This is a genomic window from Mycobacterium sp. NGS40 (genome assembly GCF_059812735.1).
In genome coordinates, this window is the sequence record NZ_JCALDG010000021.1 from 1 (window position 1) to 16191 (window position 16191).

The 16191-nt window shown below is 67.2% G+C and carries 12 protein-coding genes; 7 read left to right on the forward strand and 5 right to left on the reverse strand.

What is annotated here, in order from left to right:
• The 3 genes from AC5Y5O_RS25310 to AC5Y5O_RS25320 all read left to right on the forward strand — a co-directional run.
• Positions 1-771: acyl carrier protein (locus tag AC5Y5O_RS25310; protein ID WP_500027910.1), on the forward strand; the 771-nt coding region annotated here is incomplete at its 5' end.
• Entirely contained in the window at positions 771-3845 is a 3075-nt protein-coding gene (locus AC5Y5O_RS25315) for a type I polyketide synthase (RefSeq protein WP_096287215.1), read from the forward strand. The genes AC5Y5O_RS25310 and AC5Y5O_RS25315, both read left to right, overlap by 1 nt.
• A gap of 147 nt (positions 3846-3992) precedes the next feature.
• Complete coding sequence (locus AC5Y5O_RS25320) at positions 3993-5063, forward strand: type III polyketide synthase (protein ID WP_500027911.1); 1071 nt, start codon at positions 3993-3995, stop codon at positions 5061-5063.
• On the opposite strand, the gene AC5Y5O_RS25325 is transcribed toward AC5Y5O_RS25320, so the two are convergent.
• The 3 genes from AC5Y5O_RS25325 to AC5Y5O_RS25335 are packed head-to-tail and all read right to left on the reverse strand — an operon-like array spanning position 5046 to position 8536.
• Positions 5046-6353, reverse strand: coding sequence for a cytochrome P450 (locus AC5Y5O_RS25325; protein ID WP_500027913.1), 1308 nt, complete (start codon positions 6351-6353; stop codon positions 5046-5048). The two genes, AC5Y5O_RS25320 and AC5Y5O_RS25325, sit on opposite strands and share 18 nt — an antisense overlap.
• Positions 6354-6358: 5 nt before the next feature.
• A complete protein-coding gene (locus AC5Y5O_RS25330; protein WP_096287221.1) occupies positions 6359-8140 on the reverse strand; it encodes an ABC-F family ATP-binding cassette domain-containing protein in 1782 nt (593 codons plus the stop codon).
• A gap of 36 nt (positions 8141-8176) precedes the next feature.
• Positions 8177-8536, reverse strand: a complete 360-nt coding sequence (locus AC5Y5O_RS25335; RefSeq protein WP_096287223.1) for a YbaB/EbfC family nucleoid-associated protein — start codon at positions 8534-8536, stop codon at positions 8177-8179.
• Positions 8537-8774: 238 nt separating this feature from the next.
• On the opposite strand from AC5Y5O_RS25335, the gene AC5Y5O_RS25340 reads away from it, so the two are divergent.
• From AC5Y5O_RS25340 to AC5Y5O_RS25355, 4 genes are read left to right on the forward strand one after another with little or no spacing between them, the layout of a single operon-like run.
• Positions 8775-10043 (forward strand): EspA/EspE family type VII secretion system effector, encoded by a 1269-nt coding sequence (locus AC5Y5O_RS25340; protein ID WP_133160847.1) that lies wholly within the window; start codon positions 8775-8777, stop codon positions 10041-10043.
• Positions 10044-10094: 51 nt separating this feature from the next.
• Entirely contained in the window at positions 10095-10427 is a 333-nt protein-coding gene (locus tag AC5Y5O_RS25345; protein ID WP_096287227.1) for a type VII secretion target, read from the forward strand.
• Between the two features lie 32 nt (positions 10428-10459).
• Positions 10460-11011, forward strand: coding sequence for a secretion protein EspD (locus AC5Y5O_RS25350; protein WP_096287229.1), 552 nt, complete (start codon positions 10460-10462; stop codon positions 11009-11011).
• Between the two features lie 59 nt (positions 11012-11070).
• Positions 11071-11385: a hypothetical protein gene (locus AC5Y5O_RS25355; protein WP_096287231.1), complete on the forward strand. Its 315-nt coding sequence runs from the start codon at positions 11071-11073 to the stop codon at positions 11383-11385.
• Between the two features lies 1 nt (position 11386).
• On the opposite strand, the gene AC5Y5O_RS25360 is transcribed toward AC5Y5O_RS25355, so the two are convergent.
• Positions 11387-13258: a PPE domain-containing protein gene (locus AC5Y5O_RS25360; RefSeq protein WP_500027917.1), complete on the reverse strand. Its 1872-nt coding sequence runs from the start codon at positions 13256-13258 to the stop codon at positions 11387-11389.
• 279 nt (positions 13259-13537) lie between these two features.
• The gene (locus AC5Y5O_RS25365) at positions 13538-15892 is read right to left on the reverse strand and encodes an EspK C-terminal domain-containing protein (protein ID WP_500027919.1); all 2355 of its coding nucleotides are present in this window, start codon (positions 15890-15892) and stop codon (positions 13538-13540) included.
• Positions 15893-16191 lie beyond the last annotated feature (299 nt).

Consider the following 16191-nt stretch of genomic DNA (forward strand, 5'->3'; position numbering starts at 1 on the left):
AGCGATCGCGATAAGGCCCGGATGAGCCGGGCCGGGTTGGCGCCGCTGTCCACCCCGCATGCGCTCCAGCTGTTCGACGAGGCCATGCTCGCCGACCGTCCGCTGCTGGTGGCCGCCCGCATCGACGCGGCCGGGCTGGGCTCGGGTGGCGCCGTCCCGCCGGTGCTGCGTGACCTGGTCAGGCGACCGGGTCGGCGACTGATCAGCGACGCCGACGCGGCGGTGTCGACATCGGGTCTGGCCACCCGGTTGCAGGGACTCAGTCCCGAGCAGCGTCACCACCAGTTGGTGGAACTGGTGTGCACCAACGCCGCCACCGTGCTGGGCAGGTCCAACGCCGACATCGAGGCTCAGCTGCCGTTCCAGGACCTCGGGTTCGACTCGCTGACGGCGGTGGAACTGCGCAACCGCATCAAAATGGCTACCGGACTTACCCTTTCACCGAGCCTGATCTTCGACTTTCCCACTCCCGCGGCGCTTGCCGAACACATCGACGGACAACTCGGCTCGGTGACCACGAGCGCGCACGCGGCCGCGCCGGACCAACTCGCTCGCTTCAATGACATCGCCCGCGAGTTGCAAACACTGGTCAACCAACCCAATTGGACGCCGGACGAAAAAAGCCGCTTGGCCGCCCGCATCCAGGCGATCGCCACCGAGCTGGCATCCCCACCACCGCTGACCAGCGAATCACACGTCATCGACGATGACATCACCACCGCCACCGAACGCGAACTCTTCGCGATCCTCGATGACGATCTCAGCCCCTGATGTCAGCCACTGACGTCGCAGTCATCGGCCTCGCCTGCAGGTTGCCCGGTGCCGCCACCCCGCGGGATTTTTGGCGGCTCGTTCGCGAGGGGTTGGAGGAGAATCGGCTACCCGGCGACATCGCCGAGTTCGACGCCGACTTCTTCAATCTGTCGCCCCGCGAGGCCAGTGCGATGGATCCGCGTCAGCGGGTGGCCCTCGAACTGGCCTGGGAACTGTTCGAGGACGCCTTTCTGGTACCCGAAACCCTGCGTGGCGAACAGGTTTCCGTCTACCTCGGGGCGATGACCGACGATTACGCCGTGCTGACGCTTCGCGACGGCGAGGACAACCTCGACCATTACTCCTTCGGCGGGGTCACGCGCGCCATGATCGCCAACCGGATCTCCTATGCGCTCGGCTTGCAGGGGACCAGCATGATCGTCGATTCCGGCCAGTCGTCCTCGCTGGTCGCGGTGCACCTGGCCTGCGAAAGCCTGCGCGCGGGCGAGTCTGCGCTGGCGATAGCCGGCGGGATCCACCTCAACCTGGCCGACGAAACCGCGATGCTGGAAACGGAATTCGGCGCGATGTCGACATCCGGCCACACCTACGCCTTCGACAGCCGCGCGGACGGCTACGTGCGGTCCGAGGGTGCCGGCGTGGTTCTGTTGAAGCCGCTGGCCGCCGCGCTGAGAGACGGAAACAGAATCCGCGCTGTCATCCGCGCCAGTGCGGTCGGCAATGCCGGCCACAGCTCCGCCGGCCAGACCGTGCCGTCGGTTCCCGGGCAAGCCGACGTCATCCGGCGGGCGCTCGCCCGGGCCGGCCTGGGCGCCGACGACATCGACTATGTCGAGGCGCACGGCACCGGAACGGAAGTCGGTGACCCGGTCGAGGCGCGGGCACTGGGTGAGATTTTCGCCGAGCGCCAGCAGAACCCGGTACGGGTGGGCTCGGTGAAGACCAACATCGGCCACACCGGCAGTGCCGCCGGAATCGCGGGCCTGCTCAAAGCGGTTCTGGTCGTCGAAAACGCGGTGATTCCGCCAAGTCTCAACTACGACCCAAGCGCTGTCGGCAATGACCTGAAAAGCTATGGGCTGCAAGTCAATACCGCACTGACGCCGTGGCCGAACGGGAACCGGCCGCGGCGGGTCGGTGTGTCGTCGTTCGGAATGGGCGGGACGAATGCGCATGTGATCGTCGAGCAGGCGCCCGCGCAGCCGGAAAGTGTTGTCGCCGAACCGCAACAAGTGACCCCGCTGCCCTGGGTGCTGTCGGCGCGCTCGGAGCAAGCCTTGATCAACCAGGCCGGGCGGTTGGCCGCCCACCTCGCCTCCGACGACGCCGCGACCGTGACGGACGTGGCGTGGTCGCTGGCGACCACGCGGACGGCCTTCGAACAGCGGGCGGTACTGGTGGGCAGCGATCGTCCAGCGCTCACCGCGGGCTTGACCCGGTTGGCCACCGGAGAGCGGGCCGCGATCACCGGCCGCGCTCGAGCAGCCAAGACCGCGTTCGTGTTTCCCGGCCAAGGTGCGCAATGGTTGGGGATGGGCCGCCAGCTCTACGACCGCTTTCCGGTCTTCGCCCGGGCATTCGACGAGGCCCTCGACGCGTTGAATGTCCACCTGCGTTCGGGGTTGCGCGACGTGATCTGGGGCGTCGACGCAGAGTTGTTGGCGAATACCGAGTATGCGCAGCCCGCGCTGTTCGCCATCGAGGTGGCGGCGGCGGGATTGCTGCAAAGCTGGGGAATCGAGCCGGATCTGGTGATGGGTCACTCGGTGGGGGAGATCACCGCTGCGCACATCGCCGGCGTGCTCACGCTCGACGACGCCGCACACCTCGTCGCGGCCCGGGGCCGCTTGATGGCGGCGCTGCCGGCCGGTGGCGTGATGATCGCGGTGGCCGCCAGCGAGGACGCCGCAACCCCGTTGCTCACCGACGGCGTGGCCATCGCGGCGGTCAATGCCCAGAACTCCGTGGTGCTGTCGGGCGCCGAAGCCCCGGTGGCCGCCGTGGCCGACCGGCTGGCGCAGCAGGGGGCGCGGGTACATCGCCTCGCGGTCTCGCATGCGTTTCATTCGGCGCTGATGGAGCCGATGATTGACGAATTCGCCCGCTTGATAGCTGACGTCAAAGCCGACGAACCGCGGATTGGCTTGGTGTCCAACGTGACTGGTGAGCTCGCCGGCGCCGACTACGGAACGGCAGAATACTGGGTTGAACACGCGCGCCGGCCGGTCCGCTTCGTCGACGGCGTTCGGTTGGCGGAATCGTTGGGGGCCAACACGTTTGTCGAGGTCGGCCCCGCCGCGGGCCTGAGCGCTGCGGTGGAGCAGTCGCTGAACACCGAGCACGCCGCCGCGGTGGCCACGCTGGTCAAGGAGCAGCCCGAAATTGACGCGCTCATGAGCGCGGCCGGGCGACTCTTCGTCAACGGCGCGGCGGTCGACTGGCCGTCGATCGTGGCCGGTCTGGGTGGACGGCGTATCGATCTGCCGACGTACGGCTTTGCCCGGCAACGGTTTTGGCTGGGGTCACGCGCGGACGCACCGGCGCTGCTAATCGACCGCGCGGCGGATCTGGCCGAGCAGTTGCGCGCGATGGCACCCGAGGACCAGCACCGTCAGCTGGTGGAACTGGTGCGCGCGCATGCGGCAACGGTGCTGGGGCACTCGAGCGCTCGCGACATCGACACCGAGCGCGCCTTTTCCGACATAGGCTTTGAATCGCTCACCGGCGTCGAACTCCGCAACCGTCTGAAAGCCGCCACCGGGTTGGCCTTGTCGCGCACGCTGATCTTCGATTTCCCCACCCCGTCGGCGTTGGCCGATCAGCTGCGTCGGCAACTGCTGCACGGCGAACGCGAAGCGTCCGACGACGAGAAGACGTGGGCGGCGCTGAGGAAAATTCCGTTGGGCGACCTTCGGCGAACGGGCTTGCTCGACAAGCTCTTGCTGCTCGCGGGCGACGCGGAAACCCCGCGTGCCGATCCCCAAGTCAACGAGGACGTCATCGACTTGTTGAGCACCGACGCGTTGATCGCTATGGCGTTGGAGTCCAATAAATCCGATGATGGTGAATGACGAAATCCCTGCTGGGGGGCCTGATTCCGCGCGACTCTCCCGGGCTGTATCCGACACATGTTGAATAGCCGTATCTTTGCGGCCCTGAACCAGACCGCATAAACTTCCGTGCAATGGGGAGGGAACCGTTTTAGGTAGAGGTCAGGTATGAGCGTCATCGCAGGTGTGTTCGGTGCAGTGCCGCCGCACCGTTACAGCCAGGGCGAGATCACCGACCAATTCGTCAAGTTCCCGGTCTTGCAGGAGCACGAAGCGATCGTCCGGCGTCTGCATGCCGGCGCGAAGGTCAACAGCCGCCATCTCGTGCTGCCTCTCGAGCAATACCTGTCCCTGACCGATTTCACCGAAACGAACGAAATCTTCATCGAAAATGCCGTCAACCTCGGCTGCGAGGCGCTACTGGGTGCTCTCGACGAGGCGGGACTGCAACCCCAGGATGTCGACATAATCGCCACCACGACCGTCACCGGCGTCGCGGTGCCGTCGTTGGACGCCCGCATCGCCGGGCGGATCGGCCTGCGCCCGGATGTGCGCAGGATTCCGCTCTTCGGCCTGGGCTGCGCGGGCGGCGCGGCAGGGGTGGCGTCCCTGCATAACTACCTGAGGGGCGCGCCGGACGGCGTCGCGGCCCTGGTGTCCGTCGAGCTGTGCTCGCTGACCTTTCCGACGGTCAAGCCGACCGTATCGGGGCTGGTCTCGACCGCGATGTTCGGCGACGGGGCGGCCGCCGTCGTGGCGGTCGGCGATCGTCGCGCCGACCAAGACGGGCAATTGCGCGCCAGCGGGCCCGACATCGTCGACTCCCGCAGTCGCCTCTACCCGGAATCACTGCACATCATGGCGTGGAACGTCGGCCCCGCCGGGCTGCAGCCGGTGTTCTCCCCGGAGCTCGCCACGATCATCGAGCGCCACCTGGCCGGCGACGTCGACCGGTTCCTCAGCGGGCACAGCCTGACCAGGGCCGACATCGAGGCGTGGGTGGCCCATCCCGGTGGACCCAAGGTGATCGACGCGATCGGCAAGAGCCTTGAGCTGCCTCCCGAGGCACTCGAGCTGACCTGGCGCTCACTGGGTGAGATCGCCAACCTCTCGTCGGCGTCGGTGCTGCACGTCCTGCGTGACACCATCGCCAAGCCGCCGGCCAGCGGCAGCCCGGGCCTGATCGTCGCGATGGGCCCGGGATTCTCCTCCGAGCTCGTGCTACTGCGCTGGCACTGAGTCGGCGATTTCGACGACCAGTCCCGGGGTGGGACTGAGCGCGGCGAGGTTGGCCGCACGGATTCGCTGAGCGGGCAATCGCAGCGTCGTCCGGGCCACCAGCCGGGCCAGCATGACCGTCATCTCGGTCGTCGCCATCACGGCCCCGATGCAGCGGTGCAGCCCGCCACTGAACGGAATGAACTCATGCGGTGCGGGCTTGCGGTACTCCGGCGCATCCGGGTCCCAGCGGGCCGGGCGAAACGCGCGTGGGTCCGGCCACACCTCGGGCAGCCGGTGGGTGACATAGGCGCTGAAGATCAGCAATCGGCCGGCCCGGATGCGGTGTCCGTCGAAGGCGAGGTCGCGCATCACCCGGCGGGCGGAGATCACGCCGGGGGAGTACAGCCGAAGCGTCTCCTGCACGACGCCGTGCAGGTAAGTCAGCGCGTCAAGGTCGGCGGCGGCGGGCGGCTCGTCGCCAAGTATCCGCCGGACCTCGTCGGCGGCGGTGTCCCAGGCGCCCGGCAGGGTCAGCAGCGTGTAGATCGCCCAGGCCAGCGCACCGCTGGTCGTCTCGTAGCCGGCGGTGATCAGCGAAATGATCGAGTCGCGAATCTCGTTGTTGCTCAACGAATATCCCTCGTCGTCGCGACCATTGATCAACATGGTCAGCATGTGGTCGTCGGGTCTGGGCGCGGTGCGGGCGTCGGCGATCAGGCTGTCGATGAAGTCGTTGAGGCGCTCGCGGGCAGCCATCGCGCGCCGCCATCCGCGGGAGTTGAGACGCCGCTGCAGCTCCACGACCTGGGGCAGCTGGTGGGTGAGGTCCAGTAGCGGCTGGAGTTGTTCACCGAGGAAGTCGGAGTGCATTGCCAGGCGTGGGCCGAACAGGCTCTCGGCGGTGCTGCGCCGCACCGCGAAGCGGCACTGCTGGTAGATGTCCAGCCGTTGCCCTGGCCGCCAGCCGTCGATCACCGCGTCGATGTTGGAGACCATGGTCTGCACGTAATCCTGGATCTGCCGGTGACGCAGCCCCGGGGCCACCACGCTGCGGCGACGGCGGTGATCGTCCCCGTCGCTGACGATCAGCGCGGTGGGCCCGTCGACCCAAGCGAGGCTCTGGAAGGTCTGCGCCCAACTGAACGCGTCCGCGTTGGCAAACACGAACTTGTTCGCCTCGGGGCCGAGCAGATAGGTGTAGCCGTGCCGGCCGACGCCGGAATTGATCACCGGGCCCCGCAGCCGGTACAGCGCGAGCAACCCTTCGCCGGGAAGGTAGCGAACCGGTCCGTGCGTCTGCTTCCTCATCGTGACTACTCGAGCACTTCCGAGAGCTCGAGCCACCGGCTCTCCAGCGTGGTGACTTCGTCTTCCAGGCCGCGCAGCTCGCCGGTCAGCCGGTGGATGCCGACGTGGTCGGACTGGTCATGGTCGGCGAGTTCGACGTGTTTGGCCGCGATCCGGTCGGCCAGCCGGGCGAGCTGGCGGTCCACCGACGCGAGCTCCTTTTCGGCGGCGCGACGCTGGGCGCCGGACATCGCCTCGGGTTCGGGTGTCGCGGGCGCCGATGGTGCAGCACCCCTCGATCGGGCGGCCAGGCGCAGGTACTCGTCGACGCCGCCCGGCAGGTGGCGCAGGCGGCCGTCGAGAATCGCGTACTGCTGGTCTGTGACGCGCTCCAGCAAATAGCGGTCGTGCGAGACGACAATCAGGGTGCCCGGCCAGGAGTCGAGCAGATCCTCGGTGGCGGTCAGCATGTCGGTGTCGACGTCGTTGGTGGGCTCGTCGAGCAGCAGGACGTTGGGCTCGGACAGCAACGTGAGCATCAGCTGCAGTCGCCGCCGCTGTCCGCCCGACAGCTCGCCGACGCGCGCCGAGAGCTGGCCGCGTTCGAACCCGAGCCGCTCCAGCAGCTGGGTGGGGGTTACCTCGCGGCCCTCGACCTCGTAGCCACCGCGCAGGCTGGTCAAGACGTCGGCGATCCGATCGTCGACATACTGGTTCAGCAGGTCGCCCTGTTGGTCGAGCACCGAGAGCGCAACGGTCTTGCCGCGCTTGACCCGCCCGGTGTCGGGCGTGACGGTGCCGGCGATCAACCCCAACAGCGTCGACTTGCCCGCTCCGTTGGCGCCGAGGATGCCGGTCCGTTCACCCGGGCCGATGCGCCATTCGACGTCGCGCAGCACCGGATGCCCTTGAAAAGGCGGGAACGAGACCGACACGTCCAGCAGATCGATCACGTCCTTACCGAGCCGGGCGGTGGCGAGCTTGGCCAGCTCGACGGTGTTTCGCAGCGGCGGCACGTCGGCGATCAGCTCGTTGGCGGCATCGATGCGGAATTTCGGCTTGGAGGTCCGCGCCGGCGGACCCCGGCGCAACCAGGCCAGCTCCTTGCGCATCAGGTTCTGCCGCTTGGCCTCCACCGCGGCAGCCTGCCGGTCCCGTTCGACGCGCTGCAACACGTACGCCGCGTAGCCGCCCTCGAAGGGTTCGACGATTCCGTCGTGCACCTCCCAGGTCGTGGTGGCGACCTCGTCGAGAAACCAGCGGTCGTGCGTCACGAGCAGTAGCCCGCCGGTGTTGCGCGCCCAGCGCTGTTGGAGGTGGCCGGCCAACCAGGTGATGCCTTCGATGTCGAGGTGGTTGGTGGGCTCGTCGAGGGCGATGACGTCCCACTCGCCGATCAGCAGCTCGGCCAGCTGCACCCGCCGCCGCTGCCCACCACTGAGCGTGGAAACCGTTGCATCCCAATCGATATCCGCTACCAGCCCACCGACAACGTCGCGGATGCGCGGATCGCCGGCCCACTGGTGCTCGGGCATCTCGCCCACCAGCGCCCAGCCGACGGTGTGTCCGGGGTCCAGAGTGTCGGCCTGGCTCAGCGCGCCGACCCGCAATCCGCTGCGCTGGGTGACCCGTCCGGAATTGGGCGTCAGCTGACCGCTCAGCAGGCGAAGCAGGCTGGACTTGCCGTCGCCGTTGCGACCGACGATGCCGATGCGCGCGCCGTCATTGACCCCGAGCGAGATCGAATCGAAGACGACTTGAGTCGGGTATTCCAGGTGAACGGCCTCGGCCCCCAGTAGGTGCGCCACCGGCCGACGCTAGCAAGGCGGGCCCGGACGCCGCGGCTAAGGCTGTTGTTGAAGATCCCCGAGCTGCTGCTGGAGAGCGCTGACGACCGCCGCGACGGTGTCTTGGAGCTGCTGCTCTTCGTCTTCGGAGGCCGCGATCGTGGCCGCCTGCGCCTTACGTAGGGCCTCGTTGAGGCGCTGCTGAACCGTTTCGGCGCCCATCCGCAGCAGACCGGGTTCGATCCGCAGGCCAGTGAGCCAGCGATCTCCGTTGACGGTTACCGTTACGGTCTCGGTTTCGTCTGTGGCAGTGAAGGTTCCGGTGCTCATGCGAAATGCGTCATCCTCGAAGGCCGAGACGAACCGCTGCAAATGCTGCAGCGCTTCGGTCACCTGCGGGTCGGTCTGGCCGGTCATCCGAAGTCCTCACTCGCGGCACACTTTCGCCGGAGCATACCGATTGTGTTCTCGGCCGGGCCGATCGTCGGTGTACAACGTTTTAATGCTGGGTGACCGAAGAAAGTTTCGCGCCCGGACCCCAGCGGCGGCGCTGTTAAGCTGACGCCCCACATGGCGTCACGCAATCGGCACCGGGCGTATGCCGACCAGAACGTGCTCGTTGACAGATCCGGCTGGTGTAAAGGGGCTGCGTCGAATGGTGAACTGGGCTAGCTTAACCAGTCTGGTTTTGAAACTTACGGCTAACTCCGCAGGCGCCTGGAAGAGTTACGCCCTGGATGGCGATATCGCCGGTATGAGCATCAGTATCGGCACGACATTTCAATTGGTTCTCCAGGAAGGGTTAAAGGCGCTCCCCGGTGACGGCATCAAAGATATGCTCGAACTGAAGCCGACACTCTACCTCGAGAACGCCGTCGCGCTGGTCAGCCTGTTGGAATGGTTCAACGGGTTCGGCAAACCCGACAAGGGGACAGTGCTGTCGGACGCGGCGAAACCGAATTTCGATGCGGCCCTGGCTAACTTGAAACTCGCGGCGCCTGATGACCTGCACTGGTCCGGCAAGGCGTCGCTCGCCTACGGGCAGTTGATCCACGAGTTGCAAGAGTGCATCAAGGCGGTGCAATCTACCGACAAGGACCTGCAAGGCTATCTGAAATCCGAAGCCGAGCTGGTTTTCAATGTGCGGCAGCAATTCGGATATACAAAAGCCGCACTCGCCGCGTGTATTCCGGTGGCCTGGGCGATCTACTTTTATGCCTTGGCTGCAGCCTCCGCCGAAAATGTCCTTTGGATCCCCCCGCTTACTCCTCAGATAATTGCTCTGCAAACTACCAAGAGATGGCAGATTGCATTCATCGTGGCCGCGCTCGGAGCCCTCGGGGTCGAGACGGGAATTCACATTGACAAAGTCGCGTCGAACGCTGCCGCGATGCAGGCCGCCGTGCCGGCGAAGTATGACGCCGCTCGCGGCGCCCTGACCATGCCGAATCCGTCGAATGCCGCCGGAGCCCACCAGGCGGTGTCGGCGGCAGGCGGGGGATCGATCGCCCCCGGCTTCCGCACGCCGTCCGCTGTCGGGGGCACCGCCTCGGGCGCCCCTTCGGGGCGGCACGCCGTGGCGACCGGCACGAGGGCGCGCGGAGATCTCCCGGCGAGGGAGCACGCGCAACCGGAAGCGCCGGGCGCAGTGCCGAGCGAGGCCGCTGCAACGGCTCCGCCCGCACCGGCGTTCACGTCGCCCGCCGTCTCGCACCCGGTGCCAACCGCGGTGTCGCAGCCCGCGAGACACCGCAAAGAGACTGGGGCGGCGGCCGGGCAGGCCACCGGCGGAGAGTCCGCGCCCGGGGTAGAGGTCGCCGATGTCGGAGCGGCTGCCGGTGCGGCGGGTGCCGAGCGTGCGCCGATCGACGTCGAGTCGGTCACCGCCGAGCAGGCACCGGATGCAAGCGCGACCAGTCGTTAGGGAACCAAACCTGTTGCAAGAGAAGCAGTTTCGTTCAAGGAGACCAGCGCTGTGGAAAATGTAATAGTCGATCCGACCTACATCGACAAGCTGCGCGACGCCCTTGCCGCCGTCCGTACCAGCGTTGACGCGGCCTTTGGGGCACCACGATCTGTGACAGGCGGATACCCCGACAAACTCATAGACAGCCACGGGCTTACCGCCCGCGCGGGCGCCAACGCCATGATGGCAGCGCTGGATGGGAACCGCGCCGCCGTGCAAGCGCGCCTCGCCGCATGCCTGACAGCGTGCGACCAAGCGCTGCAGGCGGCCAAGGCGATGTACGCGGCGACCGACGGGGCGCAGCGTGATGCGCTCGACCATCAGCTGGATGCCGGCAACTGACCGAGGTACACGACTCGAAGAAAGAGAATGCGATGCCCCGAGACGACGACGGCCAGGACGACGTTTCCGCCCTTGTCTTCTTCGATACCAACCAGCCCGGTGCTGACGACGACGGGACCGCGGACAGACAAGCCCTGACCTTCGACGCCGGCGGCGATGTCGATGCGCCCTCGGCTGTCGATGCGTTGCGAGCTCAGGGGACGACGAGTCAAGCCGTGGACGCGGAGCGAGAAGACGACGACGGGTCCGGCTTCCTGGCCAAGGTGACCAATCCCCCCGGAACGGTCTCGATCACCGCGCTGCCGGATGGCAGCGTCGTGCAGATCGACCTTTCTCCGAAGGTGACGAGCATGACGGAAGCAGCGCTCGTTGACGAAATACTTGCCATGGCCGAGCTGGCCCGGCAAAAAGGACTGGCCGGCCAGCAGGCGTTTGTCGTCGATGCGGTGCGGGCTCTGGGATTGGGTCCTGGCGACGGAGTGGACGACGAACTCATCGTCGGGGCCGCGGAATTGCCGACACCGGAACAGGCCGAGGCGGCACAAGCGCATCTGTTCGCCAGCCGCTACGTCAATACCGACTGATCGTTCGACACGGCGTTTCAGCCGCTCCGCGCTGTCAACACTGCAGACGAGGAGAGGACATGACGATGGTCTATCCCGGCGTCGGCCCCCAGGCCGAATCCGTCCCATGGCCCGCCGAACAAGCATTCCGTGCCGGTGCACGCGCGGAGCAGGCATTCCTGCGGGCCAGAGCGGCGCAGCGGTCCGCAGCAATAAGCTTGGACCACTCCGCGGCCAGTCAGGACCGAACGGCCAAGGCCTTCGAAGACGTGGCCGAACGCCAGCGCTGCGACCGTCAGCGTGACCGATATCTGGCCTACGCCGCCCGACACCGCGCGTTCGCGCAAGAGGATCGCGAGATGGCCTGCCGGCTACGCCAGACTGCCACCACCTGACTCACTTTGTGCCGTCGGCGGCTTCCGGCGGAGGCGCAACAGGTTCGACCCGGCGTGGCCGACGGCCAATGACACCTTCGGTCCACGGCCGTTCCTCGGTGTAGATGGCCGAGTCGTCGGGATCCACGCGTTTAGCTTTGCTGGCGTTCTGGTCCTGCGGAGGCATGCCGGGCATCGGGGGCATGCCACCGACCTTGGCGCCATGAGCTCCCGCGGCGGAGTCCGACGCCGAGCCGGGGACACGAGGCGTGAGCTCCGAGGCGGGCGCGGGCCGCGGGCCTCCCTGCGGGAGGCCCGGCCCCTGCACCGGAGCGTGCACCGGGGGTGCCAGCGGATGTTCCACTCGCGGCGGCGGGCCGGCGCCGGCGCCGGCGAGCGGTATGTTGACCCCGCCGCCCATCGTCCCGCCCGCCCCGGCCCCGTGCGTCACGTTGGGTACATGCCCGCCCGCGGGCAGCGGCGGCACCCACGGCACACCCGGCTTGGTACCGCCCGGGGGTACGGGAGGCGTCTTGGCCGCCATCCCTTTTGCCATGTTCGCGAACTGGTTTACCGTGCCCATCAATTTCGACACCGACGGGACCTTCGGCGTGCCGGCGCCGACCGACTTGGCCAGGGCGGCTTGCTGAGCGCCCATGGATTTGGCGAACGCCTGCTGCTGCTCCTTGGCCTTCTCGTGTGCCTCGTCGGCCATGTCTTGTGCCTGTTGTCGTGCCTTGCGCGCCTCTTCCTGCGCATCTTGTCGCGCCTTGCGCCCCTCTTCGAGTGCTTCCCGCCGCGCCCTGCGGGCCTCTTCTTCGGAATCCTGCCGTGCTTTACGCGCCTCTTCTCGAGCCTTCTCCGCCTCTTCCTTCTGCGCTTTCAGCATCGCTTGCATCGGCTGCATCGCCCGTTGCTGTTGCTTCTCCGCTAGCTCCTCCGCCTTCTGCTCGGGCGTCTTGAAGAGGTCCGCGTCGGCGCGGTCCGGTGGCATCGAAAGGTTGATGAGCGACCACGGCAATCCGGCCTGTTTGCGGTATTCGGCCCGCACGTCCTCGGACATTTTCTGCAGCCGCTTATAGGCCTCGTAGTCCCGGCTGGAGATCCTTTTCGCCAGCAGTTTGTTGTGTAGCGGCTCTACCTGTGCCGAAGTGGGGTGTTGAACGACGGCGACACAGTGTGCCGACGCGAGCGCCCGCGCCTGTTGGCCGAGTAACGCGCAGTTTGCTGCCATCTGGTTCAGCCAGACCCGGTGCTGCTCGAACTGCTTCTCGACCTGGGTAACGGCCGTGCCGCGCCATGATTCGAACGGCCGGAACCGAATCGCGGCGTCGCGCAATTTCCCTTCGTACATGCTCCAGCTGTCGGCAAATCGGAACAATGCCGTCGCGCGCGCATCACCCGCGTTGATTTGTTTCGCCGCGTCCCGCACCCGAAGAAATACGTTATCCGACTGTGCCACCAACAATTTCGATCCGTCCCCGATCCATGACGGGGTGGCGGGCGGGGGGACGAACGAGCCGACAGCGTCGGGTTGGAGCTGATATGTGGACGGTTGCCTCAGCGTGGCCGAGAAAGCCGGCATGGCCGATGCCACTTTGTTCGCGGCGTCCGCGTCGACCCCTTCGTATTTTTTGGCGGCTTCGACCAGCAACTGGGCCAGACGCCGCCACCGCTCTTCGCCCGCCTTGAGGGCCATCGCCACGTTGTCGGCGGATCGCTGCAGCACCGTGGCTGCATTCCGGACCATCGCCAGCTCGCACGGAGCCTTGGGCTGTTCATCGGGCCATTGCGGCAGGGCTTCGGCCAGCTGCTTGGCCCTGTCGATCAACTCCTGCGGCTCGACACTGAGCGTCGATTGCGGACGTTCCGGCGGCTTGACAACACTCGGCACGCGCGGTTGCTGGACGCTGATCGCCGGCAATCCGCGTGACGAAGGTGGGAGTTTCACCATCGCAATCCTGTTCTGCGGCTACCCATCCAGTAAGCACAGGGGGTGTCGCTATGAGCCGATCCGCATTACCGCCGGGGTGATTTGTCTTCCCGAGACAAACCCGACCTCTGGGAGCCTAAACGACAATCGACTTTTCGTCGTGAGATCACCGCAGTTTCGGCGATGAGTCAATCCTGTAGTCGCACTGGCGGATTGATTGAACAACCGGTGTAGAGAAAGTTAATCGGGGACCGCCGCCGCGGATTCGTCGTAAAAGTCGGCTGTTCGCCGGCGATAGGCCGGATCGTTAAGCGCGGCTGCGTGCAGTGCGGCGAGGTATTTCCAATACAGCCAATCGGCGATTGCCGAGCGCCGAGTCTCCGCGTCGACCCGACGGTGCGCCGCCTTGAGGGAAAGCTGTTCGGCCTGAGCCGCATAAGCGTGAAACGCCCGCAGGTGCGCATCCTCTCGGCCGGTGTCGGTGCTGAACATCGGCTCCATGACCTCGAACCAGAGCATGCCCTCTTCTTCGGCCGGAGGGCTGACTTCGACGGGGGCGGGCGGCAATCGGTCGCGCAAACTCTCGTCGGGGACTGCGGCCAGCCACTCGGCCGCCTGCGGATCCACCACCTCCAACCTGGACCGACCGATCATTTCCCCGCTGTCCGGAATGTCGTCCGGCTGCAGCAGGAACTTCTCCACCCCGGGTTCGGTATCGGCCAGCTGTTCTTCGGTCGCGATGACCGCCCGAAGCTGGTAGCCGTGGTGATTCGCCCAGCCCTGCACGGCGATCACCGGGTAGGTCGCCCAGCTCGCCCGGTCAGCCGCCGCGATCTCGTCGTCGGCGCTGGCCAGGAACACCGGTTCGGGCAAGCGAACCCCGTCCGGGATGTAGGCGATTCCATAGCTGTTCGCCAACACAATCGCACCGTCGGTCGTCACCGCGGTCACCCAGAAGAAACCGAGATCGCTCGCGCCGTCGTCTGAGTCGTTACCGTCGTCGCCGTCCTGAGCGTTCAACGCGGCGGCGATGCGCCGGGCCAGCAGCAGCGGATCCACGCCGTCGCGTCGCGACGCGTCGGTAGTGGCGGCCTGGGCGACGGCATCGCGTTCGGCCAGCGCCGCCGACACCGGGATCGATGCCATCACCGCATCGCGGCCGCGCGGCGCCGACGGCGCGGCGAGCGACGCGCTCGCCGGCTTGGATCCGGTATCGGTGCTCGGCTCGGCGGCGACGGGGGAGGTGGCCGGCGTCGACGGCTGTGCTGGCAGGCCCGGCGAAGCGGCGGCCGCCGGACCGGATCCGCCGCCGCCCGTCTCCGGCATCGCGGACGGCGCAGGAGCCTGCGGCATGGCCGGAGCTGCGTGTGAGATCGGTGAGGCCGTCGGACTCAGCGGCACGGCGGGCGCCGCCGGAGCCAGTGGCGCCACGTGCCCGCCGCCGGACCCGACCGGCATCGGGCGAGACTGCTGGCCCGGTGCCGACGGCGGCGGCGCCGTTGGGGGGTGTGCCGGCGCGGCGTGCGCTGCCGCGGGTCGGTGTGGCGCGACCGCCGGCTTCGGCGAGCCCGCAAGGGACTGCGGGATTCCCCGGCCACCCGCGCCGGTACCGGCTTGGGAAGCCGAAAACAACCCGCGACCGCCCGCTCCGGCACCCCGCTGCGGCACCGACGCCGGCCGATCCTTTTGCGCTGCTGGATCGGTCGCGGCTCGCGGATCGCCCGGTTGTTTCGCACCATCCGATGTTGCCGCACCCGGGCCGTTTTGCGTGCCCGGACCGGGCTCGACCGGCCCATCCGTCGTTCCCGGGCCATCGGCCGTATCCGCATCATTCGTCGTTCCCGGGCCACCGTCCGTCCCGGGAGCATCGTCGGTGCCCGGACCATCCGGGTCCAGCTGATCCCCGGGGTTTCCGGACGGGTCCTGATCCGCCGGTCCGTCGCCCGAATCGGTCGCGCCGTCGTAGGAGGCGGGTTTCACCGCGCCGTCCGCTGCTTCCGGATCGGCGACACCATCCCATGCCGCGGAGTTGAAAGGGTCGTCCGCCCCTTCGGCTGCGGGTGGCCACGCCATGGCATTGAACGACTCCTCGGCCGCTTCCGGATTCGGCGCGGAAGCCGGCCCGCCGCCGGCGATGCCCGGGTCGGATGTAGTCGGACCCCCAGCGCCCGGCGCCGTCGGGTGCGGCGATTGCTCCTGGGCCGGGGGTGGTGCAGAAGTAAGCTGCGCGCCGCCGACCGCTGCCTGCGGTGCGGGTGCGGACTGCGTGGCGTTGAGCTGTGGTTTAGCACCTTTGCTGTTGTCGCCGGTGAATTGCGCCCGGTCGAGTTGGTTGCCCAGCTTCTTGTCGGTCTCGGCGTACATGCGGGCCGCGGCGGCGATCTTTGATCCCGTCGCCGTGATGGCGGCTTGGGCGGCGGGTAACCCCTCAGTCACCGGGGCCTCGATCATCGGCATGGTCACGTTGATCGCTTCGGACACCGCATCCGCCCCGGTCGCGGTCAATGGCGGCGGCGGCTCCGGCAGCATCTGACTCTGTAATGTGGCGCCGGCGAGCTCGAGATGGAACGGGTCGACGATCAGGTGTTCAGGCATCGCCCAAACCCATTGCGTAGCAACGCATTCGATACCCCCCGACGCAGTACATCGGTTGCAACACGATCGCGAACCGGCCCGCAACAGCGAGCAAACACAACGCCGGGCCGTCGGGAGCTTAACAGTTACCCGACCCGCGGCTGGAGATGTTTCGACGGCGTTGGCCTGGCGGGCGTACAGGCGTAACCATGCAGCCTCTGACTTCGCCGCGCGAGCAAACAGCCTGACCAGAACCGCCAAGGACGGCGATGTGCCATGATGTCTCAGCTGTCGAGAGTGGGGAGCAGCGGTGGATCTGA

Coding starts and splice junctions, on each gene's coding strand:
- AC5Y5O_RS25340 (WP_133160847.1), top strand. CDS start 8,775: ATGGTGAACTGGGCTAGCTTAACCAGTCTGGTTTTGAAACTTACGGCT.
- AC5Y5O_RS25355 (WP_096287231.1), top strand. CDS start 11,071: ATGACGATGGTCTATCCCGGCGTCGGCCCCCAGGCCGAATCCGTCCCA.
- AC5Y5O_RS25315 (WP_096287215.1), top strand. CDS start 771: ATGTCAGCCACTGACGTCGCAGTCATCGGCCTCGCCTGCAGGTTGCCC.
- AC5Y5O_RS25350 (WP_096287229.1), top strand. CDS start 10,460: ATGCCCCGAGACGACGACGGCCAGGACGACGTTTCCGCCCTTGTCTTC.
- AC5Y5O_RS25325 (WP_500027913.1), bottom strand. CDS start 6,353: ATGAGGAAGCAGACGCACGGACCGGTTCGCTACCTTCCCGGCGAAGGG.
- AC5Y5O_RS25335 (WP_096287223.1), bottom strand. CDS start 8,536: ATGACCGGCCAGACCGACCCGCAGGTGACCGAAGCGCTGCAGCATTTG.
- AC5Y5O_RS25320 (WP_500027911.1), top strand. CDS start 3,993: ATGAGCGTCATCGCAGGTGTGTTCGGTGCAGTGCCGCCGCACCGTTAC.
- AC5Y5O_RS25365 (WP_500027919.1), bottom strand. CDS start 15,892: ATGCCTGAACACCTGATCGTCGACCCGTTCCATCTCGAGCTCGCCGGC.